The 17,837-nt window shown below is 54.3% G+C and carries 31 protein-coding genes; all 31 read left to right on the forward strand.

Annotated features, from left to right (window positions below; all coding sequences use genetic code 11):
- Nucleotides 1-55: 55 nt before the first annotated feature.
- A complete protein-coding gene (rpsL, locus tag B3N48_RS11620) occupies nucleotides 56-427 on the forward strand; it encodes a 30S ribosomal protein S12 (protein ID WP_003186084.1) in 372 nt (123 codons plus the stop codon).
- Nucleotides 428-540: 113 nt separating this feature from the next.
- Nucleotides 541-1,014: a 30S ribosomal protein S7 gene (gene rpsG / locus B3N48_RS11625; protein WP_007970418.1), complete on the forward strand. Its 474-nt coding sequence runs from the start codon at nucleotides 541-543 to the stop codon at nucleotides 1,012-1,014.
- 30 nt (nucleotides 1,015-1,044) lie between these two features.
- Nucleotides 1,045-3,174 (forward strand): elongation factor G, encoded by a 2,130-nt coding sequence (fusA, locus tag B3N48_RS11630; RefSeq protein WP_296183600.1) that lies wholly within the window; start codon nucleotides 1,045-1,047, stop codon nucleotides 3,172-3,174.
- A gap of 31 nt (nucleotides 3,175-3,205) precedes the next feature.
- Nucleotides 3,206-4,399 carry an elongation factor Tu gene (gene tuf / locus B3N48_RS11635; protein WP_093468868.1) on the forward strand — a complete coding sequence of 398 codons (1,194 nt, stop codon included), beginning with the start codon at nucleotides 3,206-3,208 and terminating at the stop codon, nucleotides 4,397-4,399.
- Nucleotides 4,400-4,537: 138 nt separating this feature from the next.
- Nucleotides 4,538-4,849, forward strand: a complete 312-nt coding sequence (gene rpsJ, locus B3N48_RS11640; protein ID WP_003186070.1) for a 30S ribosomal protein S10 — start codon at nucleotides 4,538-4,540, stop codon at nucleotides 4,847-4,849.
- A gap of 81 nt (nucleotides 4,850-4,930) precedes the next feature.
- On the forward strand, nucleotides 4,931-5,566 hold the full coding sequence (rplC, locus tag B3N48_RS11645) for a 50S ribosomal protein L3 (RefSeq protein WP_296183605.1): 636 nt from the start codon (nucleotides 4,931-4,933) through the stop codon (nucleotides 5,564-5,566).
- Between the two features lie 12 nt (nucleotides 5,567-5,578).
- Entirely contained in the window at nucleotides 5,579-6,181 is a 603-nt protein-coding gene (rplD, locus tag B3N48_RS11650; protein WP_093468874.1) for a 50S ribosomal protein L4, read from the forward strand.
- On the forward strand, nucleotides 6,178-6,477 hold the full coding sequence (gene rplW / locus B3N48_RS11655; RefSeq protein ID WP_008374165.1) for a 50S ribosomal protein L23: 300 nt from the start codon (nucleotides 6,178-6,180) through the stop codon (nucleotides 6,475-6,477). The genes rplD and rplW overlap by 4 nt, the downstream gene beginning before the upstream one ends.
- A gap of 14 nt (nucleotides 6,478-6,491) precedes the next feature.
- Nucleotides 6,492-7,316, forward strand: a complete 825-nt coding sequence (rplB, locus tag B3N48_RS11660; protein WP_062384485.1) for a 50S ribosomal protein L2 — start codon at nucleotides 6,492-6,494, stop codon at nucleotides 7,314-7,316.
- Nucleotides 7,317-7,332: 16 nt separating this feature from the next.
- Entirely contained in the window at nucleotides 7,333-7,608 is a 276-nt protein-coding gene (rpsS, locus tag B3N48_RS11665; protein WP_004883670.1) for a 30S ribosomal protein S19, read from the forward strand.
- A 13-nt stretch (nucleotides 7,609-7,621) separates the two neighbouring features.
- The gene (rplV, locus tag B3N48_RS11670) at nucleotides 7,622-7,954 is read left to right on the forward strand and encodes a 50S ribosomal protein L22 (protein ID WP_003103908.1); all 333 of its coding nucleotides are present in this window, start codon (nucleotides 7,622-7,624) and stop codon (nucleotides 7,952-7,954) included.
- A gap of 13 nt (nucleotides 7,955-7,967) precedes the next feature.
- Nucleotides 7,968-8,654, forward strand: coding sequence for a 30S ribosomal protein S3 (rpsC, locus tag B3N48_RS11675; protein WP_085688068.1), 687 nt, complete (start codon nucleotides 7,968-7,970; stop codon nucleotides 8,652-8,654).
- Between the two features lie 12 nt (nucleotides 8,655-8,666).
- Nucleotides 8,667-9,080, forward strand: a complete 414-nt coding sequence (gene rplP / locus B3N48_RS11680) for a 50S ribosomal protein L16 (protein ID WP_003228729.1) — start codon at nucleotides 8,667-8,669, stop codon at nucleotides 9,078-9,080.
- Nucleotides 9,080-9,271 carry a 50S ribosomal protein L29 gene (gene rpmC / locus B3N48_RS11685; protein WP_002555481.1) on the forward strand — a complete coding sequence of 64 codons (192 nt, stop codon included), beginning with the start codon at nucleotides 9,080-9,082 and terminating at the stop codon, nucleotides 9,269-9,271. The genes rplP and rpmC overlap by 1 nt, the downstream gene beginning before the upstream one ends.
- A 2-nt stretch (nucleotides 9,272-9,273) precedes the next feature.
- Nucleotides 9,274-9,540, forward strand: a complete 267-nt coding sequence (gene rpsQ / locus B3N48_RS11690; protein WP_003194644.1) for a 30S ribosomal protein S17 — start codon at nucleotides 9,274-9,276, stop codon at nucleotides 9,538-9,540.
- Nucleotides 9,541-9,563: 23 nt separating this feature from the next.
- Nucleotides 9,564-9,932 carry a 50S ribosomal protein L14 gene (gene rplN, locus B3N48_RS11695; protein ID WP_003243907.1) on the forward strand — a complete coding sequence of 123 codons (369 nt, stop codon included), beginning with the start codon at nucleotides 9,564-9,566 and terminating at the stop codon, nucleotides 9,930-9,932.
- An 11-nt stretch (nucleotides 9,933-9,943) separates the two neighbouring features.
- A complete protein-coding gene (gene rplX / locus B3N48_RS11700) occupies nucleotides 9,944-10,258 on the forward strand; it encodes a 50S ribosomal protein L24 (protein WP_002555478.1) in 315 nt (104 codons plus the stop codon).
- Nucleotides 10,259-10,278: 20 nt separating this feature from the next.
- Nucleotides 10,279-10,818 carry a 50S ribosomal protein L5 gene (gene rplE, locus B3N48_RS11705; protein ID WP_172609875.1) on the forward strand — a complete coding sequence of 180 codons (540 nt, stop codon included), beginning with the start codon at nucleotides 10,279-10,281 and terminating at the stop codon, nucleotides 10,816-10,818.
- A 13-nt stretch (nucleotides 10,819-10,831) separates the two neighbouring features.
- Nucleotides 10,832-11,137, forward strand: coding sequence for a 30S ribosomal protein S14 (rpsN, locus tag B3N48_RS11710; protein WP_003186042.1), 306 nt, complete (start codon nucleotides 10,832-10,834; stop codon nucleotides 11,135-11,137).
- A gap of 213 nt (nucleotides 11,138-11,350) precedes the next feature.
- Entirely contained in the window at nucleotides 11,351-11,743 is a 393-nt protein-coding gene (rpsH, locus tag B3N48_RS11715) for a 30S ribosomal protein S8 (protein WP_081569207.1), read from the forward strand.
- A gap of 12 nt (nucleotides 11,744-11,755) precedes the next feature.
- The gene (rplF, locus tag B3N48_RS11720) at nucleotides 11,756-12,289 is read left to right on the forward strand and encodes a 50S ribosomal protein L6 (protein ID WP_062384491.1); all 534 of its coding nucleotides are present in this window, start codon (nucleotides 11,756-11,758) and stop codon (nucleotides 12,287-12,289) included.
- Nucleotides 12,290-12,299: 10 nt separating this feature from the next.
- Nucleotides 12,300-12,650, forward strand: coding sequence for a 50S ribosomal protein L18 (gene rplR / locus B3N48_RS11725; protein ID WP_037017727.1), 351 nt, complete (start codon nucleotides 12,300-12,302; stop codon nucleotides 12,648-12,650).
- A 3-nt stretch (nucleotides 12,651-12,653) separates the two neighbouring features.
- Nucleotides 12,654-13,154 (forward strand): 30S ribosomal protein S5, encoded by a 501-nt coding sequence (gene rpsE / locus B3N48_RS11730; RefSeq protein WP_093468883.1) that lies wholly within the window; start codon nucleotides 12,654-12,656, stop codon nucleotides 13,152-13,154.
- A gap of 2 nt (nucleotides 13,155-13,156) precedes the next feature.
- Nucleotides 13,157-13,333, forward strand: coding sequence for a 50S ribosomal protein L30 (gene rpmD, locus B3N48_RS11735; RefSeq protein ID WP_093468886.1), 177 nt, complete (start codon nucleotides 13,157-13,159; stop codon nucleotides 13,331-13,333).
- Nucleotides 13,334-13,336: 3 nt separating this feature from the next.
- Nucleotides 13,337-13,768: a 50S ribosomal protein L15 gene (rplO, locus tag B3N48_RS11740; RefSeq protein ID WP_037017733.1), complete on the forward strand. Its 432-nt coding sequence runs from the start codon at nucleotides 13,337-13,339 to the stop codon at nucleotides 13,766-13,768.
- Entirely contained in the window at nucleotides 13,769-15,100 is a 1,332-nt protein-coding gene (secY, locus tag B3N48_RS11745; protein WP_062384496.1) for a preprotein translocase subunit SecY, read from the forward strand.
- 28 nt (nucleotides 15,101-15,128) lie between these two features.
- Nucleotides 15,129-15,245, forward strand: a complete 117-nt coding sequence (gene rpmJ, locus B3N48_RS11750) for a 50S ribosomal protein L36 (protein ID WP_002555468.1) — start codon at nucleotides 15,129-15,131, stop codon at nucleotides 15,243-15,245.
- Nucleotides 15,246-15,376: 131 nt separating this feature from the next.
- The gene (rpsM, locus tag B3N48_RS11755) at nucleotides 15,377-15,733 is read left to right on the forward strand and encodes a 30S ribosomal protein S13 (RefSeq protein WP_004883692.1); all 357 of its coding nucleotides are present in this window, start codon (nucleotides 15,377-15,379) and stop codon (nucleotides 15,731-15,733) included.
- Between the two features lie 30 nt (nucleotides 15,734-15,763).
- Nucleotides 15,764-16,153, forward strand: coding sequence for a 30S ribosomal protein S11 (gene rpsK, locus B3N48_RS11760; RefSeq protein ID WP_002555466.1), 390 nt, complete (start codon nucleotides 15,764-15,766; stop codon nucleotides 16,151-16,153).
- A gap of 18 nt (nucleotides 16,154-16,171) precedes the next feature.
- On the forward strand, nucleotides 16,172-16,792 hold the full coding sequence (gene rpsD, locus B3N48_RS11765) for a 30S ribosomal protein S4 (RefSeq protein ID WP_002555465.1): 621 nt from the start codon (nucleotides 16,172-16,174) through the stop codon (nucleotides 16,790-16,792).
- A 22-nt stretch (nucleotides 16,793-16,814) separates the two neighbouring features.
- The gene (locus B3N48_RS11770) at nucleotides 16,815-17,816 is read left to right on the forward strand and encodes a DNA-directed RNA polymerase subunit alpha (protein WP_007970428.1); all 1,002 of its coding nucleotides are present in this window, start codon (nucleotides 16,815-16,817) and stop codon (nucleotides 17,814-17,816) included.
- Nucleotides 17,817-17,837: the final 21 nt, after the last annotated feature.

Consider the following 17,837-nt stretch of genomic DNA (forward strand, 5'->3'; position numbering starts at 1 on the left):
CATTTTGCTTTTCTTGTAAGACAATAGCGTCGCAAGACAACAGTGGAGCTAGTAGATGGCAACTATCAACCAGCTGGTACGTCAGCCGCGTAAGCGTATCGTCGAGAAATCCGACGTACCTGCGCTGCAGAACTGCCCGCAGCGTCGTGGTGTGTGCACCCGTGTGTACACCACCACGCCGAAAAAACCTAACTCGGCACTGCGTAAAGTATGCCGTGTGCGTCTGACCAACGGTTTCGAGGTTTCCTCGTACATCGGTGGTGAAGGCCACAACCTGCAAGAGCACAGCGTCGTCCTGATTCGTGGCGGCCGTGTAAAAGACTTGCCAGGTGTTCGTTATCACACCGTTCGCGGCTCTCTGGATACCTCCGGCGTTAAAGGCCGTAACCAGGGTCGTTCGAAGTACGGTACCAAGCGTCCGAAGTAATTCGGTCGTTTTGCAGTCGTTTTTTAAATTTATTGAGTCGATAAGAGTAAGGTCGGGCAGCGCATTTCGGTGTGTGTCCCGAGCGAACCTGAAGACCGTTTGAGGGCTTATCAATGCCAAGACGTCGCGTAGCAGCCAAGCGTGAGATTCTTGACGATCCGAAGTACGGATCCCAGATTCTCGCCAAGTTCATGAACCACGTAATGGAAAGCGGCAAGAAAGCCGTTGCCGAGCGTATTGTTTACGGTGCTCTGGATACCGTTAAAGCACGCAAGGCGGGTACCGACCCCCTGGAACTCTTCGAAAAAGCACTCGACGCCATCGCTCCGCTGGTCGAAGTGAAGTCGCGCCGCGTTGGTGGTGCTACTTACCAGGTTCCGGTTGAAGTACGTCCTTCCCGTCGTAATGCTCTGGCAATGCGCTGGCTGGTAGACTTCGCGCGCAAGCGCGGTGAGAAATCCATGGCTCTGCGCTTGGCTGGCGAACTGCTGGACGCCGCTGAAGGCAAAGGTGCTGCGGTCAAGAAGCGTGAAGACGTGCACCGTATGGCTGAAGCCAACAAGGCTTTCTCGCACTACCGCTTCTAATCTCAGCGTCACTATTTTTGCGAGGGCTTTATGGCTCGTACTACTCCGATTAACCGCTACCGTAACATTGGTATCGTTGCTCACGTGGATGCTGGTAAAACCACCACCACCGAGCGCGTCCTTTTTTACACTGGCGTAAACCACAAAATGGGCGAGGTGCATGATGGCGCCGCGACCATGGACTGGATGGTGCAGGAGCAGGAGCGTGGTATTACCATTACTTCTGCTGCGACCACTGCTTTCTGGCAGGGCTCTGTCAAGCAGCATAAAGACCGCTATCGTTTCAACATCATCGATACCCCTGGCCACGTTGACTTCACCATTGAAGTAGAGCGTTCGCTGCGTGTACTCGACGGTGCTGTCGTTGTGTTCTGTGGTACCTCGGGTGTTGAGCCTCAGTCGGAAACCGTATGGCGTCAAGCCAACAAATACGGCGTTCCGCGTCTTGTTTACGTAAACAAGATGGACCGTGCTGGCGCCAACTTCCTCCGCGTTGTAGGTCAGATCAAGCAACGTCTGGGTCACACTCCCGTGCCTATCCAGCTCGCTATCGGTTCGGAAGATAACTTCCAGGGTCAGATCGACCTGATGACCATGGAAGCTGTTTACTGGGATGACGCTGACAAGGGCATGACTCCTCGTCGCGAAGCTATCCCGGCTGAACTGCAAGAGCTGGCTGAAGAATGGCGCAGCAACATGGTTGAAGCGGCTGCTGAAGCCAACGAAGAGCTGATGAACAAGTACCTGGAAGGCGAAGAGCTGACGATCGAAGAGATCAAAGCTGCCCTGCGCCAGCGTACTATCGCCGGTGAAATCGTTCTGGCTGTCTGCGGTTCGTCGTTCAAGAACAAGGGTGTGCCGCTGGTTCTCGACGCCGTTGTCGACTACCTGCCAGCTCCGGTCGAGATTCCTGCGATCAAGGGTATCAACCCGGATGACAAGGAACTGGACAAAGACGATCCTGCCATTCGTCACGACGAGCGTCACGCTGACGACAATGAGCCGTTCTCGGCTCTGGCGTTCAAGATCGCGACCGACCCGTTCGTAGGTTCGATCACCTTCGTTCGTGTTTACTCGGGTGCTTTGAACTCCGGTGACTCGGTTCTGAACTCGGTGAAAGGCAAGAAAGAGCGTGTGGGCCGTATGGTCCAGATGCATGCCAACACCCGTGAAGAAATCAAGGAAGTACTGGCTGGTGACATCGCCGCTTTGATCGGCATGAAAGATGTGACCACTGGTGAAACCCTGTGCGCACTGGATAAGCCTATTATCCTTGAGCGTATGGACTTCCCTGAGCCGGTTATTTCGGTTGCTGTTGAGCCGAAAACCAAAGACGACCAGGAAAAAATGGGTATCGCTCTGAGCAAGCTGGCTCAGGAAGACCCTTCTTTCCGCGTCAAGACCGATGAAGAGACTGGTCAAACGATCATCTCTGGTATGGGCGAATTGCACCTGGACATTCTGGTTGACCGGATGCGCCGTGAGTTCAACGTCGAAGCCAACATCGGTAAGCCGCAGGTTTCTTATCGTGAGAAGATCACGAAGAACTGCGAGATCGAAGGCAAGTTCGTTCGTCAATCCGGTGGTCGTGGTCAGTTTGGTCACTGCTGGATCCGTTTTGCACCTGCTGATGAAGGTCAGGAAGGTCTGCAATTCGTGAACGAAGTAGTTGGTGGTGTAGTTCCTAAGGAATACATCCCTGCTATCCAGAAGGGCATCGAAGAGCAGATGAAGAACGGTGTTGTTGCCGGTTATCCGCTCATTGGCCTGAAGGCGACCGTCTTTGACGGTTCTTACCACGACGTCGACTCCAACGAGATGGCGTTCAAGGTGGCTGCTTCCATGGCGACCAAGCAACTCGCGTCGAAAGGCGGCGGTGTTGTACTTGAGCCGATCATGAAAGTAGAAGTTGTAACACCTGAGGACTACATGGGTGACGTGATGGGCGACCTGAACCGTCGTCGCGGCATGATCCAGGGTATGGAAGATACGGTTTCTGGCAAGGTTATCCGCGCCGAGGTTCCGTTGGGTGAAATGTTCGGTTATGCGACCGACGTTCGTTCCATGTCTCAGGGTCGCGCGAGCTACTCTATGGAATTCTCCAAATACTCCGAAGCTCCGTCGAACATCGTCGAAGCTCTCGTTAAAAAACAAGGCTGATTCAGCCCCTTTAGGCTAGGAGTTCACTGTCGTGGCTAAAGAAAAATTTGAACGTAACAAACCGCACGTCAACGTTGGCACCATCGGTCACGTTGACCACGGTAAAACCACTCTGACCGCTGCTCTGACTCGTGTCTGCTCCGAAGTTTTCGGTTCGGCTAAAGTCGACTTCGACAAAATCGACAGCGCGCCAGAAGAAAAGGCTCGTGGTATCACCATCAACACCGCTCACGTTGAGTACGATTCGTCCGTACGTCACTACGCGCACGTTGACTGCCCAGGCCACGCCGACTACGTCAAAAACATGATCACTGGTGCTGCCCAGATGGATGGCGCGATTCTGGTTTGCTCGGCCGCTGATGGTCCGATGCCGCAAACCCGTGAGCACATCCTGCTGTCCCGTCAGGTTGGCGTTCCGTACATCGTTGTCTTCCTGAACAAGGCCGACATGGTTGACGACGCAGAGCTGCTGGAACTGGTTGAGATGGAAGTTCGCGATCTGCTGAGCACTTATGAGTTCCCAGGCGACGATACTCCGATCATCATCGGCTCCGCTCTGATGGCTCTGAACGGCCAAGACGACAACGAAATGGGTACCTCGGCCGTTAAGAAGCTGGTAGAGACTCTGGACAGCTACATCCCAGAACCAGTTCGTGCTATCGACAAGCCGTTCCTGATGCCAATCGAAGACGTGTTCTCGATCTCCGGTCGCGGCACCGTTGTGACCGGTCGTGTTGAGCGTGGCATCATCAAGATTCAGGAAGAAGTTGAGATCGTGGGTCTGCGTGACACCACTAAAACTACTTGCACTGGCGTTGAGATGTTCCGCAAGCTGCTGGACGAAGGTCGTGCTGGCGAGAACTGCGGCGTTCTGCTGCGTGGTACCAAGCGTGACGACGTTGAGCGTGGTCAGGTTCTGGTTAAGCCAGGTACCGTCAAGCCTCACACTCAGTTCGAAGCTGAAATCTACGTTCTGAGCAAGGAAGAAGGCGGTCGTCACACTCCGTTCTTCAAAGGCTACCGTCCTCAGTTCTACTTCCGTACTACCGACGTAACTGGTAGCTGCGAACTGCCGGAAGGCACCGAAATGGTTATGCCAGGTGACAACGTTAAAGTTTCTGTCACTCTGATCAAGCCAATCGCAATGGAAGACGGCCTGCGTTTCGCTATCCGTGAAGGCGGTCGTACCGTCGGCGCTGGCGTCGTAGCCAAAATCATCGCCTAAGCGTTGATTTGAGAAAAAGCCCCCGCTTGCGGGGGCTTTTTTATTGGGTTGACACTGTGTTAGCTCGTCTATAGAATTGCGCCTCCTTTTAACGGGCGTATTGCGCTCGGTGGGAAGTAGCCTGGAGTCTGAAATCCAATGCAAAATCAGCAAATCCGTATCAGGTTGAAGGCTTTTGACCATCGCCTGATCGACCAATCCACCCAGGAAATCGTGGAAACCGCGAAACGTACTGGTGCTCAAGTGCGTGGTCCAATTCCACTGCCTACCCGTAAAGAGCGGTTCACCGTTCTGGTTTCTCCGCACGTCAACAAAGACGCGCGCGACCAGTACGAGATCCGCACTCATAAGCGCGTTCTGGACATCGTCCAGCCAACGGATAAAACCGTTGATGCACTTATGAAGCTTGATCTTGCGGCAGGTGTGGAAGTGCAGATCAGCCTCGGCTAAGACTTGGGTCTTGGTCGTGTAACGCTCTGAAATGGGCGGCCATAGCGGGTGAAAGCCCCGTACACTCATGAGGTTTACAACATGACTATTGGTGTAGTCGGTCGAAAAGCGGGCATGACCCGTATTTTCACCGAAGAAGGTGTCTCCATTCCGGTCACGGTCATTGAGATCGAGCCGAATCGCGTCACCCAGTTCAAAACCGAAGAAAGCGATGGCTATCGTGCAGTGCAGGTTACTGTCGGTGAGCGTCGTGCTTCGCGCGTGACTGCAGCTCAAGCAGGTCACTTCGCTAAGGCGAATGTTGCCGCTGGTCGTACTGTTCTGGAGTTCCGCCTTGAAGAAGGTGAGTACCAGGCCGGCGATCTGATCAATGCAGAAATCTTTGCTGCTGGTCAACTGGTCGACGTGACCGGTCAGTCCAAGGGTAAGGGTTTCGCAGGTACTATCAAGCGTCACAACTTCCGTGGCCAAGATAATACTCACGGTAACTCCGTTTCCCACCGCGTCCCAGGCTCTATCGGCCAGTGCCAGACTCCTGGTCGTGTATTCAAGGGCAAAAAAATGTCCGGTCATATGGGCGCTGAGCGCGTGACCGTGCAGTCCCTGGAAGTAGTGCGCGTGGACGCTGAACGCAATCTGTTGTTGGTCAAGGGTGCTGTTCCTGGCGCTACTGGCGGCAACGTGGTTGTACGTCCAGCAGCCAAGGCTCGCGGTTAAGGGGAAGCTGACATGCAATTAAATGTAAATGACGCTCAAGCGATCGAAGTTTCCGAACTGACATTTGGCGGCGAGTTCAACGAGACGCTGGTTCACCAAGCAGTCGTGGCCTACATGGCTGGCGGCCGTCAAGGTAGCAAGCAGCAAAAGACCCGTTCCGACGTTTCCGGTGGTGGTAAGCGCCCATGGCGTCAGAAGGGTACTGGCCGTGCTCGTGCCGGTACTATCCGTAGCCCAATCTGGCGTGGCGGCGGTACCACTTTTGCAGCGCGTCCGCAGGATCACTCTCAGAAGCTCAACAAGAAGATGTACCGCGCAGCATTGCGCTCCATTCTTGCTGAGCTGGTCCGTACGGATCGTCTGGTCGTGGTTCAGGATTTCGCCGTTGAATCGCCGAAAACCAAAGACCTGCTGGGCAAGCTGAACAACATGAGCCTGACCGACGTTTTGATCGTGTCGGACGCTGTTGATCAGAACCTGTATCTGGCTGCTCGTAACCTGCCGCATGTTGATGTGCGTGACGTACAAGGTTCCGATCCAGTTAGTCTGATCGCATACGACAAAGTGTTGATCACTGTGTCGGCCGTGAAGAAATTCGAGGAGCTGCTGGGATGAACCAGGAACGCGTATTTAAAGTTCTGCTTGGCCCGCACGTTTCCGAGAAGGCTACGGTTCTGGCAGACAAAAAAGGTCAGTTCGTTTTCAAGGTTGCTACTGATGCAACCAAGCTGGAAATCAAGAAGGCCGTCGAAAGCCTGTTCAGCGTGAAAGTAGAGCGCGTGACTACCCTGAATGTTCTGGGTAAAACCAAGCGCACTGCTCGCGGTCTGGGCAAGCGTAATGACTGGAAGAAGGCAGTTATCTCCCTTCAGCCAGGCCAAGATCTCGATTTCAGCAGCAGTGCTGAGTAAGGAAGGGGTGCATCATGGCAATCGTTAAATGCAAACCGACTTCCCCTGGCCGCCGTTTTGTGGTCAAGGTGGTCAACCAGGAGCTGCATAAAGGCGCTCCTCACGCACCGCTGCTCGAGAAAAAATCGAAGTCTGGTGGTCGTAACAACAATGGCCGTATCACTACTCGTCACGTTGGTGGTGGTCATAAGCAGCATTATCGTTTGGTCGACTTCCGTCGCAACGACAAGGATGGCATCGCTGCCACTGTCGAGCGCATTGAATACGATCCAAACCGTACTGCTCACATCGCACTGCTGCTGTACGCGGACGGCGAACGTCGTTACATCATCGCGCCGAAGGGCGTGAGTGCTGGCGACCAACTGATCGCAGGCGCACTGGCTCCAATCAAGCCAGGTAATGCTCTGCAGCTGCGCAACATCCCAGTGGGTTCTACCGTTCATGGTATCGAGCTGAAGCCTGGTAAAGGTGCTCAGATCGCTCGTTCTGCTGGTGCTTCGGCTCAGTTGATCGCTCGTGAAGGTGTCTACGTGACCCTGCGTCTTCGCTCCGGTGAAATGCGTAAAGTCCTGTCCGAATGCCGTGCAACTCTGGGCGAAGTGTCCAACTCCGAGCACAGCCTGCGTTCGCTGGGTAAAGCTGGTGCGAAGCGCTGGCGTGGCGTTCGCCCAACCGTTCGTGGTGTTGCCATGAACCCGGTTGACCACCCACATGGTGGTGGTGAAGGTCGTACCTCTGGTGGTCGTCATCCGGTATCGCCGTGGGGCTTCCCGACTAAGGGCGCGAAGACTCGTGGTAATAAGCGTACCGACAAAATGATCGTCCGTCGTCGCAAGTAAATAGAGGGATACGACAGTGCCACGTTCTCTGAAAAAAGGTCCTTTTATTGATCTTCACCTACTGAAGAAGATCGAAGTGGCGGCGGAAAAGAACGATCGCAAACCAGTGAAAACCTGGTCGCGTCGCTCGATGATCCTGCCACAAATGGTCGGTTTGACTATTGCAGTACATAACGGTCGTCAGCATGTTCCGGTCCTCGTAAGCGAAGACATGGTCGGCCACAAACTAGGCGAGTTTGCCGGTACCCGCACTTATCGTGGGCACGTGGCAGACAAGAAAGCCAAGCGTTAAGGGGTAAGGAACGATGGAAGTAGCCGCTAAGTTGTCGGGCGCTCGAATCTCCGCCCAGAAAGCCCGCTTGGTCGCCGACCAGATCCGCGGGAAGAAGGTGGGCGAAGCGCTCAACCTGTTGGCTTTCAGCAGTAAGAAAGCCGCCGAGATCATGAAAAAAGTGCTGGAGTCGGCCGTAGCCAACGCCGAGCATAACGAAGGCGCAGACGTTGATGACCTGAAGGTCTCCACCGTTTTCGTCAACGAAGGGCGTTCGCTGAAGCGCATCATGCCACGTGCCAAAGGCCGTGCTGATCGCATCGTCAAGCGGTCTTGCCATATCACTGTCAAGGTTGCTGACAAGTAACGGAGTCGAAGAGATGGGTCAGAAAGTACATCCCATTGGCATTCGCCTGGGAATCGTCAAGGAGCACACCTCCGTCTGGTACGCAGACGGTCGGACTTATGCGGACTATTTGCTCGCAGATCTGAAGGTGCGTGAGTATCTCCAAGACAAACTAAAAAGCGCGTCCGTTAGCCGTATCGATATCCATCGTCCGGCTCAAACTGCACGCATCACCATCCATACTGCTCGTCCAGGTATCGTTATCGGGAAGAAAGGTGAGGATGTTGAGAAACTGCGTCAGGACCTGACCAAGCAAATGGGTGTGCCTGTGCACATCAATATCGAAGAGATCCGCAAGCCGGAGCTTGACGGTATGCTGGTTGCTCAGAGCGTAGCTCAGCAGCTGGAGCGTCGTGTGATGTTCCGTCGCGCCATGAAACGCGCCGTACAGAACGCCATGCGCATTGGTGCCAAAGGCATCAAAATCCAAGTGAGCGGTCGTCTCGGCGGTGCTGAAATCGCACGTACTGAATGGTATCGCGAAGGTCGTGTGCCACTGCACACCCTGCGTGCCGATATCGACTATGCCACCTACGAAGCACACACCACCTACGGTGTGATCGGTGTCAAGGTTTGGATCTTCAAAGGCGAAGTAATTGGTGGTCGCCAAGAAGAGCTGAAGCCTCAAGCACCAGCGCCTCGTAAAAAAGCTGCCAAGTAAGGGGTACGCCAAATGTTGCAACCAAAGCGTACGAAGTTCCGCAAGCAGATGACCGGCCACAACCGTGGTCTGGCATTGCGCGGTAGCAAAGTCAGCTTCGGCGAGTTCGCGCTGAAGTCTGTTGCTCGTGGTCGTCTCACCGCTCGTCAGATCGAGTCAGCACGTCGTGCTCTGACCCGTCACGTGAAACGTGGCGGCAAGATCTGGATCCGTGTATTCCCGGACAAGCCTATTTCCAAAAAGCCTCTCGAAGTTCGGATGGGTAAAGGTAAGGGTAACGTCGAATACTGGGTTGCCCAGATTCAGCCAGGCAAAGTCCTGTATGAAATCGAGGGTGTTTCCGAAGAGTTGGCGCGTGAGGCTTTCGCCCTGGCTGCTGCGAAGCTGCCGCTCGCCACCTCCTTTGTTAAGCGGACGGTGATGTGATGAAAGCGAATGAACTTCGTGAAAAATCAGCACAGCAACTGAACGAGCAGCTGCTCGGCTTGCTGCGCGACCAGTTCAATCTGCGTATGCAGAAAGCAACTGGCCAGTTGGGGCAGTCTCACCTGCTCTCGCAAGTTAAGCGTGACATCGCTCGCGTGAAGACTGTGCTCAACCAGCAGGCAGGTAAGTAATCATGGCTGAAGCCGAAAAAACCGTCCGTACGCTGACTGGCCGTGTCGTCAGCGACAAGATGGACAAGACCATCACCGTACTGATCGAGCGTCGCGTCAAGCACCCTATCTACGGTAAATACGTTAAGCGTTCGACTAAGCTGCACGCGCACGACGAAACCAACCAATGCCACATCGGCGACAAGGTCACTATTCGTGAAACTCGTCCGATGGCCAAGACCAAATCTTGGGCGCTGGTTGATGTTCTCGAACGCGCTGTGGAAGTCTAAGGGCTAGGGGTCGGAGAAATTATATGATTCAGACTCAATCCATGCTCGATGTGGCCGATAACAGCGGCGCTCGCCGCGTTATGTGCATCAAGGTGCTTGGTGGCTCTCATCGTCGTTACGCTGGTATCGGTGACATCATCAAAGTAACCGTCAAGGAAGCAATTCCTCGCGGCAAGGTGAAAAAAGGCCAAGTGATGACTGCTGTTGTAGTCCGCACTCGCCACGGTGTTCGTCGTGCAGACGGCTCCATCATCCGCTTCGATGGCAACGCTGCTGTTCTGTTGAACAACAAGCAAGAGCCGATCGGCACCCGTATCTTTGGGCCAGTGACCCGTGAGCTTCGTTCAGAGAAGTTCATGAAGATCGTCTCGCTCGCCCCAGAAGTGCTGTAAGGAGATCCGACATGCAAAAGATTCGTCGTGACGACGAGATCATCGTGATCGCCGGCAAAGACAAAGGTAAGCGCGGTAAGGTGCTCAAGGTTCTCGCTGACGACCGTTTGGTCGTTGGTGGGATCAACCTGGTGAAGCGTCATACCAAGCCTAACCCGATGTCGGGCGTACAGGGCGGTATCGTCGAGAAAGAAGCGCCACTGCACGCTTCCAACGTCGCCATTTTCAACGGCGCAACCAACAAGGCTGATCGCGTTGGGTTCAAAGTTGAAGACGGCAAAAAAATTCGTGTCTTCAAGTCGACCCAAAAAGCGGTTGATGCTTGAACACTGCTAGGTAGAAGACCATGGCACGACTGAAAGAGATTTACTGGAAGGAAATCGCACCGAAGCTTAAGGAAGAACTTAAGCTGGCGAACGTGATGGAAGTTCCGCGTGTAACAAAGATCACCCTGAACATGGGTCTGGGCGAAGCAATCGGTGACAAAAAAGTCATTGAGCATGCTGTGGCTGACCTGGAAAAGATCACCGGCCAAAAAGTCGTTGTGACCTACGCTCGCAAATCTATCGCAGGCTTCAAAGTCCGTGAGGGTTGGCCGATCGGCGTCAAAGTGACTCTGCGCCGTGAGCGTATGTACGAATTCCTGGATCGTCTGCTGTCGATCTCCCTGCCTCGGGTTCGCGACTTCCGCGGCCTGAATGCCAAGTCCTTTGATGGTCGTGGCAACTACAGCATGGGTGTAAAAGAGCAGATTATTTTCCCGGAAATCGACTACGACAAGATCGATGCCCTGCGCGGTCTGGACATTACCCTGACCACCACTGCTCGTACGGACGAAGAAGGTCGCGCACTGTTGCGTGCTTTCAAGTTCCCGTTCCGCAACTGATTGGAGTAGGACTATGGCCAAGAAGAGCATGAAGAACCGTGAGCTGAAGCGTCAGCTCACCGTCGCTAAGTACGCCACCAAGCGTGCAGCACTGAAAGCAATCATCGTCGATCTGAACGCAAGTCCAGAAGCGCGCTGGGAAGCTACCGTTGCGCTGCAGAAGCAACCACGTGACGCAAGCGCATCGCGCATGCGTAACCGTTGCCGCTTGACCGGCCGTCCGCACGGCGTGTACCGCAAGTTCGGCCTCGGTCGTAACATGCTGCGCCAAGCTGCAATGCGTGGTGACGTACCAGGTCTGGTAAAAGCCAGCTGGTAAGCGGTATTTCTCGTATCGCGTCTGAAGGCTCCTTCGGGAATCGTCCGGCGCGGCATTAGAATTCGAATCAAGCCCCTATTGGGGCTTGATTCGTTTCTGGCGTAGGTCTAGAATTGCCGGCTCGCCAGAGCCCGTGTTCGTAAGCGAACGGGGTTTTATGGCGACAAGCAGTAGCCGTAAGGCTAATTATTTTGTATTAGGAGCGTCCAGCCCATGAGTATGCAGGACCCGTTAGCGGACATGCTAACTCGTATCCGTAATGCCCAGATGGCCGAAAAGCCCGTCGTAAGCATGCCATCCTCCACTTTGAAGGTGGCTGTAGCCAAAGTCTTGAAAGACGAAGGTTATATTGCGGGTTATCAGATCAGTAGCGAAACCAAGCCCTCGCTGTCTATCGAGCTGAAATACTTTGAAGGCCGTCCGGTCATCGAAGAAGTCAAGCGCGTTAGTCGTCCAGGCCTGCGTCAGTACAAGTCCGTCGATGATCTGCCAAAAGTTCGTGGCGGTCTCGGTGTGTCTATCGTCTCCACCAACAAAGGTGTGATGACGGATCGTGCTGCGCGCGCTGCCGGTGTCGGCGGCGAAGTGCTTTGCACTGTGTTCTAAGGGGGGATAAGCATGTCACGCGTAGCTAAGAACCCCGTTAAGTTGCCAGCAGGCGTCGAAGTTAAACTCGTCGGCCAGCAGCTTTCGGTGAAGGGTGCTAAAGGCACTCTGGACCTGAACATTCATTCGTCCGTTGAAATTGTTGAAGAGGCTGGTGAGCTGCGTTTTTCTGCTCGCAATGGCGATCAACAGACTCGCGCAATGGCCGGTACCACTCGTGCATTGGTAAACAACATGGTCCAGGGCGTAAGCCAAGGCTTCGAGCGTAAGCTCCAGCTGGTCGGTGTTGGTTACAAAGCGCAAGCAAAAGGCACGGTGCTGAACCTGGCCCTTGGCTTCTCGCACCCAGTGGACTACGAATTGCCAGCAGGCATCACCGCTGAGACCCCCAACCAAACCGATATCCTTATCCGTGGTATCGACAAGCAGTTGGTTGGTCAAGTGGCCGCTGAGATCCGCGACTTCCGCCGTCCAGAGCCATACAAAGGCAAAGGCGTGCGTTACGCGGACGAAGTCGTCCGTCGTAAAGAAGCCAAGAAGAAGTAGGGCATAGCAAATGACCGTCAAAAAAGTTACCCGACTGCGTCGCGCTCGCAAAGCACGCCTGAAAATGCACGAACTCGAAGTCGTGCGTCTCTGCGTGTACCGCTCTTCGCAGCACATTTATGCCCAGGTCATTTCGGCCGACGGCAGCAAAGTCTTGGCAAACGCCTCGACTTTGGACAAAGAACTGCGTGATGGCGCCACTGGCAACATCGACGCGGCCACTAAAGTTGGCCAGCTGATCGCTGAGCGTGCGAAAGCCGCCGGTGTATCTCAAGTGGCTTTTGATCGTTCTGGCTTCAAGTACCACGGTCGCGTCAAGGCGCTGGCTGATGCTGCTCGTGAAGGCGGGCTGGAGTTCTAAGTTATGGCAAATAACGACCAAAAACGCGACGAAGGCTACATCGAGAAGCTGGTTCAGGTTAATCGCGTAGCAAAAACCGTAAAAGGCGGCCGTATCTTCACTTTCACCGCGCTGACCGTGGTGGGTGATGGTAAAGGGCGCGTTGGCTTCGGCCGTGGCAAGTCGCGTGAAGTGCCTGCTGCGATTCAGAAGGCAATGGAAGCTGCTCGCCGCAATATGATTCAAGTTGATCTGAACGGCACTACCTTGCAGTACGCCATGAAGTCCGCTCACGGCGCTTCGAAGGTTTACATGCAGCCTGCGTCTGAAGGTACTGGCATCATCGCAGGCGGCGCAATGCGTGCCGTTCTGGAAGTCGCTGGTGTTCAAAACGTCTTGGCCAAATGCTACGGCTCGACCAACCCGGTTAACGTTGTTCATGCAACGTTCAAGGGTTTGAAAGCCATGCAGTCTCCTGAGTCCATCGCTGCCAAGCGCGGCCTGAACGTTGAGGAGATCATCTGATCATGGCTACCGTTAAAGTCACTTTGATCAAAAGCATGACCGGCCGTATCCCTAACCACAAATTGTGCGTTAAGGGTCTGGGTCTGCGTCGCATCGGTCACACTGTAGAAGTCGCTGATACCCCGGAAAACCGTGGGATGATCAACAAGGCTTACTACATGCTGCGAGTCGAGGGTTAATCGATGAAACTCAATGATCTGAGTCCTGCGCCGGGTTCCCGTCGCGAGAAGCATCGTCCGGGCCGTGGTATCGGTAGCGGTTTGGGCAAGACCGGTGGCCGCGGCCACAAAGGTCAGACCTCCCGCTCTGGTGGCACTATTGCTCCGGGCTTCGAAGGCGGCCAACAGCCGTTGCATCGTCGTCTGCCTAAGTTCGGCTTCGTCTCTTTGAAGGCTATGGATCGTGCTGAAGTTCGCACCTCCGAGCTGGCTAAAGTGGAAGGCGTTGTAACTGTGCAGTCCCTGAAGGATGCCAACGTGATTAACCAAAACGTACAGCGCGTGAAAATCATGCTGTCCGGTGAGGTCACTCGCGCGGTCACCCTTAAAGGTATCGCAGCCACCAAAGGTGCGCGTGCGGCTATCGAAGCAGCTGGCGGCAAGTTCGAGGAATAAATGGCTAAGCAAGGTGCTCTCTCAGCGCTCAGCAAAAGCGGCGGGTTGTCCGAGCTCTGGGCTCGTCTGCGTTTTCTGTTCCTGGCGATTATCGTCTATCGGATCGGTGCGCATATCCCAGTTCCAGGTATCAACCCTGACCGGCTGGCGGACCTGTTTCGACAGAATGAGGGGACCATTCTTAGCTTGTTCAACATGTTTTCCGGTGGTGCGCTGGAGCGGATGAGCATTTTTGCATTGGGGATCATGCCGTACATTTCGGCGTCGATCATCATGCAGCTCATGACCGCTGTCAGCCCACAACTGGAGCAGTTGAAGAAGGAAGGTGAGGCTGGTCGTCGTAAGATCAGCCAATACACCCGCTATGGCACCGTGGTCCTGGCTCTCGTTCAAGCTATTGGCATGTCCATTGGTTTGGCGGGTCAGGGCGTTGCGTTCTCTGCAGATATTGGCTTCCACTTCGTGGCGGTTACCACCTTCGTGGCGGGTGCCTTGTTCATGATGTGGTTGGGCGAGCAGATCACAGAGCGCGGTGTTGGTAACGGTATCTCGATGTTGATTTTTTCGGGTATCGTCGCCGGTCTTCCGAGAGCGATCGGGCAGTCTTTCGAATCTGCACGTCAGGGTGATATCAACATTTTCGCTCTGGTCGCCATCGGTTTGCTGGCAGTAGCGATCATCGGTTTCGTGGTGTTTATTGAGCGTGGCCAGCGTCGTATTGCTGTCCACTACGCCAAGCGTCAACAAGGCCGCAAGGTTTTTGCTGCGCAGACAAGCCACTTGCCGCTGAAAGTGAACATGGCTGGTGTCATTCCGGCCATTTTCGCAAGCAGCATTCTGCTGTTTCCGGCGTCGCTGGGTGCCTGGTTCGGTCAGTCTGAAGGTATGGGCTGGTTGCAGGACATCTCGCAGTCGATCGCTCCTGGTCAGCCGTTGAATATTCTGCTGTTTAGTGCAGGGATTATTTTCTTCTGCTTCTTCTATACGGCGTTGATGTTCAATCCGAAAGACGTAGCGGAAAACCTGAAGAAGTCCGGTGCCTTTATTCCGGGCATTCGTCCTGGCGAACAGTCTGCACGCTATATCGATGGCGTTCTGACTCGTCTGACCATGTTCGGTGCTCTTTACATGATGGCCGTGTGCTTGTTGCCCCAGTTTTTGGTGGTGGCTGCAAACGTGCCGTTCTACCTTGGCGGGACCTCGTTGCTGATCGTGGTTGTGGTTGTGATGGACTTCATGTCCCAAGTGCAATCTCACCTCGTTTCGCACCAGTATGAATCCCTGATGAAGAAAGCCAACCTGAAGGGCTACGGCAGCGGCATGCTGCGCTGAAGCACCCATAAGGTTCGAGGAGTTGGTGATGAAAGTTCGTGCATCGGTGAAAAAGCTGTGCCGTAACTGCAAGATTATTCGCCGCGAAGGTGTTGTTCGAGTAATTTGCAGCGCGGAACCACGTCACAAGCAGCGCCAAGGCTGAGTGTGATCTGTGCTAAAAGCCCAGCAGCTAGTGCGCTGCTGGGTTGATTATTTGTTATTACAGCGATATTATCTCGCGCCCTATTTCTTGGCTTCCGGGGCGTAGGTAGCTGTCAATTGGAGTCCCACTGAATGGCCCGTATTGCAGGCGTTAACATTCCAGATAACAAGCATACTGTTATCTCGCTGACCTACATCTATGGTGTTGGTCGCACGACTGCACAGAAAATCTGTGCTACCACCGGGGTAAACCCGGCGGCGAAGATCAAAGATCTGAGCGATGAGCAGATTGAACAGCTGCGTGGCGAAGTCGCGAAGTTCACCACTGAAGGTGACCTGCGTCGCGAAATCAACATGAAAATCAAGCGCTTGATGGATCTCGGTTGCTACCGTGGTCTGCGTCATCGTCGCGGTCTTCCAGTGCGCGGTCAGCGTACCAAGACCAACGCGCGTACCCGTAAAGGTCCGCGTAAGCCGATCCGCAAGTAATCGCCCCAGCGAATCGACAGGAATTAAATCATGGCAAAACCTGCTGCTCGTCCTCGTAAAAAAGTTAAAAAGACAGTGGTTGATGGCATCGCCCACATCCATGCTTCTTTTAACAACACCATCGTGACCATTACCGACCGTCAAGGTAACGCTCTTTCCTGGGCTACCTCCGGTGGTTCGGGTTTCCGCGGTTCCCGCAAGTCCACCCCATTCGCTGCTCAAGTAGCTGCTGAACGTGCTGGTCAAGCTGCGCTGGAATATGGCCTGAAAAACCTCGACGTCAACGTCAAAGGTCCAGGTCCAGGTCGTGAATCTGCTGTCCGTGCTTTGAACGGCTGTGGCTACAAGATCGCCAGCATCACCGACGTGACGCCAATCCCGCACAACGGGTGCCGTCCGCCGAAGAAGCGCCGCGTGTAATCCAGGAGATTGTAAAGAATGGCTCGTTACATTGGTCCAAAATGCAAACTCGCTCGTCGCGAAGGCACCGATCTCTTTCTGAAGAGCGGCGTGCGCGCTATCGAATCGAAGTGCAACATTGAAGCAGCACCTGGTATTCACGGCCAGCGCCGCGGTCGCCAGTCCGACTACGGTACCCAGCTGCGTGAAAAGCAGAAAGTCCGTCGTATCTATGGCGTTCTTGAGCGTCAGTTCAGCGGTTACTACAAAGAAGCGGCCGGCAAGAAAGGCGCTACTGGTGAGAACCTGCTGCAACTGCTCGAATGCCGTCTGGACAACGTTGTGTACCGCATGGGTTTCGGTTCCACTCGTGCCGAATCTCGTCAGCTGGTATCGCACAAGTCGGTTAGCGTAAACGGCAAAACCGTTAACGTTCCGTCCTACCAGGTTCGTGCTGGTGACGTAGTCGCTATTCGCGAAAAAGCGAAAAACCAGCTGCGTATCGTCCAGGCTCTCGATCTGTGTGCCCAACGTGGCCGCGTAGAATGGGTAGAAGTAGACACTGAGAAGAAATCTGGCGTCTTCAAAAACGTTCCAGCTCGCAGTGATCTGTCCGCCGACATCAACGAAAGCCTGATTGTCGAGCTCTACTCCAAGTAAGGGCTAGAAAATAGGTGCATCCATGCAGATTTCGGTAAATGAGTTCCTGACACCCCGTCACATTGATGTACAGGTTGTCAGTCCAACCCGCGCCAAGATCACTCTCGAGCCTCTCGAGCGTGGTTTTGGCCATACCCTGGGCAACGCGCTGCGCCGCATCCTGTTGTCCTCCATGCCCGGCTGTGCAGTAGTCGAGGCCGAGATTGACGGTGTACTCCATGAGTACAGCGCCATCGAAGGTGTACAGGAAGATGTCATCGAAATCCTGTTGAACCTTAAAGGTCTGGCTATCAAGCTGCACGGTCGAGACGAAGTTACGCTGACCTTGTCGAAGAAGGGTTCGGGGGTGGTTACCGCTGCCGATATTCAGCTGGATCATGATGTCGAGATCGTTAACCCCGATCACGTAATCGCTAACCTGGCGTCTAACGGCGCCCTGAACATGAAGCTCGTCGTAGCTCGTGGTCGCGGTTATGAACCAGCAGACTCGCGTCAGAGCGACGAAGATGAGAGCCGCAGCATTGGTCGCTTGCAGCTCGATTCCTCGTTCAGCCCGGTTCGTCGTATCGCATACGTGGTGGAAAACGCCCGTGTCGAGCAACGTACTAACCTGGATAAGCTGGTTATTGATCTGGAAACCAACGGTACTCTGGATCCTGAAGAGGCTATCCGTCGTGCAGCAACCATTCTGCAACAGCAGTTGGCTGCGTTCGTCGACCTCAAAGGTGACAGCGAACCTGTTGTAGTCGAACAGGAAGACGAGATCGATCCAATCCTGCTTCGTCCGGTTGACGATTTGGAACTGACCGTGCGTTCGGCCAACTGCCTTAAGGCGGAGAACATTTACTACATCGGTGACCTGATCCAACGCACCGAAGTGGAACTGTTGAAGACTCCGAACCTGGGCAAGAAATCCTTGACCGAGATCAAGGACGTTCTGGCTTCTCGTGGTCTCTCCCTCGGCATGCGCCTCGACAACTGGCCGCCTGCAAGTCTTAAGAAGGACGACAAGGCGACTGCCTGATCGTCGTAATCACCGAACGTT

It is taken from the genome of Pseudomonas sp. UBA1879 (assembly GCF_002338065.1).
Taxonomy (GTDB): domain Bacteria; phylum Pseudomonadota; class Gammaproteobacteria; order Pseudomonadales; family Pseudomonadaceae; genus Aquipseudomonas.

What these genes read in the sequence shown, in the direction of transcription:
- rpsL (WP_003186084.1), top strand. Translation starts at nt 56, where the DNA reads ATGGCAACTATCAACCAGCTGGTACGTCAGCCGCGTAAGCGTATCGTC.
- rpsG (WP_007970418.1), top strand. Translation starts at nt 541, where the DNA reads ATGCCAAGACGTCGCGTAGCAGCCAAGCGTGAGATTCTTGACGATCCG.
- fusA (WP_296183600.1), top strand. Translation starts at nt 1,045, where the DNA reads ATGGCTCGTACTACTCCGATTAACCGCTACCGTAACATTGGTATCGTT.
- rpsJ (WP_003186070.1), top strand. Translation starts at nt 4,538, where the DNA reads ATGCAAAATCAGCAAATCCGTATCAGGTTGAAGGCTTTTGACCATCGC.
- rplC (WP_296183605.1), top strand. Translation starts at nt 4,931, where the DNA reads ATGACTATTGGTGTAGTCGGTCGAAAAGCGGGCATGACCCGTATTTTC.
- rplD (WP_093468874.1), top strand. Translation starts at nt 5,579, where the DNA reads ATGCAATTAAATGTAAATGACGCTCAAGCGATCGAAGTTTCCGAACTG.
- rplW (WP_008374165.1), top strand. Translation starts at nt 6,178, where the DNA reads ATGAACCAGGAACGCGTATTTAAAGTTCTGCTTGGCCCGCACGTTTCC.
- rplB (WP_062384485.1), top strand. Translation starts at nt 6,492, where the DNA reads ATGGCAATCGTTAAATGCAAACCGACTTCCCCTGGCCGCCGTTTTGTG.
- rplV (WP_003103908.1), top strand. Translation starts at nt 7,622, where the DNA reads ATGGAAGTAGCCGCTAAGTTGTCGGGCGCTCGAATCTCCGCCCAGAAA.
- rpsC (WP_085688068.1), top strand. Translation starts at nt 7,968, where the DNA reads ATGGGTCAGAAAGTACATCCCATTGGCATTCGCCTGGGAATCGTCAAG.
- rplP (WP_003228729.1), top strand. Translation starts at nt 8,667, where the DNA reads ATGTTGCAACCAAAGCGTACGAAGTTCCGCAAGCAGATGACCGGCCAC.
- rpmC (WP_002555481.1), top strand. Translation starts at nt 9,080, where the DNA reads ATGAAAGCGAATGAACTTCGTGAAAAATCAGCACAGCAACTGAACGAG.
- rpsQ (WP_003194644.1), top strand. Translation starts at nt 9,274, where the DNA reads ATGGCTGAAGCCGAAAAAACCGTCCGTACGCTGACTGGCCGTGTCGTC.
- rplN (WP_003243907.1), top strand. Translation starts at nt 9,564, where the DNA reads ATGATTCAGACTCAATCCATGCTCGATGTGGCCGATAACAGCGGCGCT.
- rplX (WP_002555478.1), top strand. Translation starts at nt 9,944, where the DNA reads ATGCAAAAGATTCGTCGTGACGACGAGATCATCGTGATCGCCGGCAAA.
- rplE (WP_172609875.1), top strand. Translation starts at nt 10,279, where the DNA reads ATGGCACGACTGAAAGAGATTTACTGGAAGGAAATCGCACCGAAGCTT.
- rpsN (WP_003186042.1), top strand. Translation starts at nt 10,832, where the DNA reads ATGGCCAAGAAGAGCATGAAGAACCGTGAGCTGAAGCGTCAGCTCACC.
- rpsH (WP_081569207.1), top strand. Translation starts at nt 11,351, where the DNA reads ATGAGTATGCAGGACCCGTTAGCGGACATGCTAACTCGTATCCGTAAT.
- rplF (WP_062384491.1), top strand. Translation starts at nt 11,756, where the DNA reads ATGTCACGCGTAGCTAAGAACCCCGTTAAGTTGCCAGCAGGCGTCGAA.
- rplR (WP_037017727.1), top strand. Translation starts at nt 12,300, where the DNA reads ATGACCGTCAAAAAAGTTACCCGACTGCGTCGCGCTCGCAAAGCACGC.
- rpsE (WP_093468883.1), top strand. Translation starts at nt 12,654, where the DNA reads ATGGCAAATAACGACCAAAAACGCGACGAAGGCTACATCGAGAAGCTG.
- rpmD (WP_093468886.1), top strand. Translation starts at nt 13,157, where the DNA reads ATGGCTACCGTTAAAGTCACTTTGATCAAAAGCATGACCGGCCGTATC.
- rplO (WP_037017733.1), top strand. Translation starts at nt 13,337, where the DNA reads ATGAAACTCAATGATCTGAGTCCTGCGCCGGGTTCCCGTCGCGAGAAG.
- secY (WP_062384496.1), top strand. Translation starts at nt 13,769, where the DNA reads ATGGCTAAGCAAGGTGCTCTCTCAGCGCTCAGCAAAAGCGGCGGGTTG.
- rpmJ (WP_002555468.1), top strand. Translation starts at nt 15,129, where the DNA reads ATGAAAGTTCGTGCATCGGTGAAAAAGCTGTGCCGTAACTGCAAGATT.
- rpsM (WP_004883692.1), top strand. Translation starts at nt 15,377, where the DNA reads ATGGCCCGTATTGCAGGCGTTAACATTCCAGATAACAAGCATACTGTT.
- rpsK (WP_002555466.1), top strand. Translation starts at nt 15,764, where the DNA reads ATGGCAAAACCTGCTGCTCGTCCTCGTAAAAAAGTTAAAAAGACAGTG.
- rpsD (WP_002555465.1), top strand. Translation starts at nt 16,172, where the DNA reads ATGGCTCGTTACATTGGTCCAAAATGCAAACTCGCTCGTCGCGAAGGC.
- B3N48_RS11770 (WP_007970428.1), top strand. Translation starts at nt 16,815, where the DNA reads ATGCAGATTTCGGTAAATGAGTTCCTGACACCCCGTCACATTGATGTA.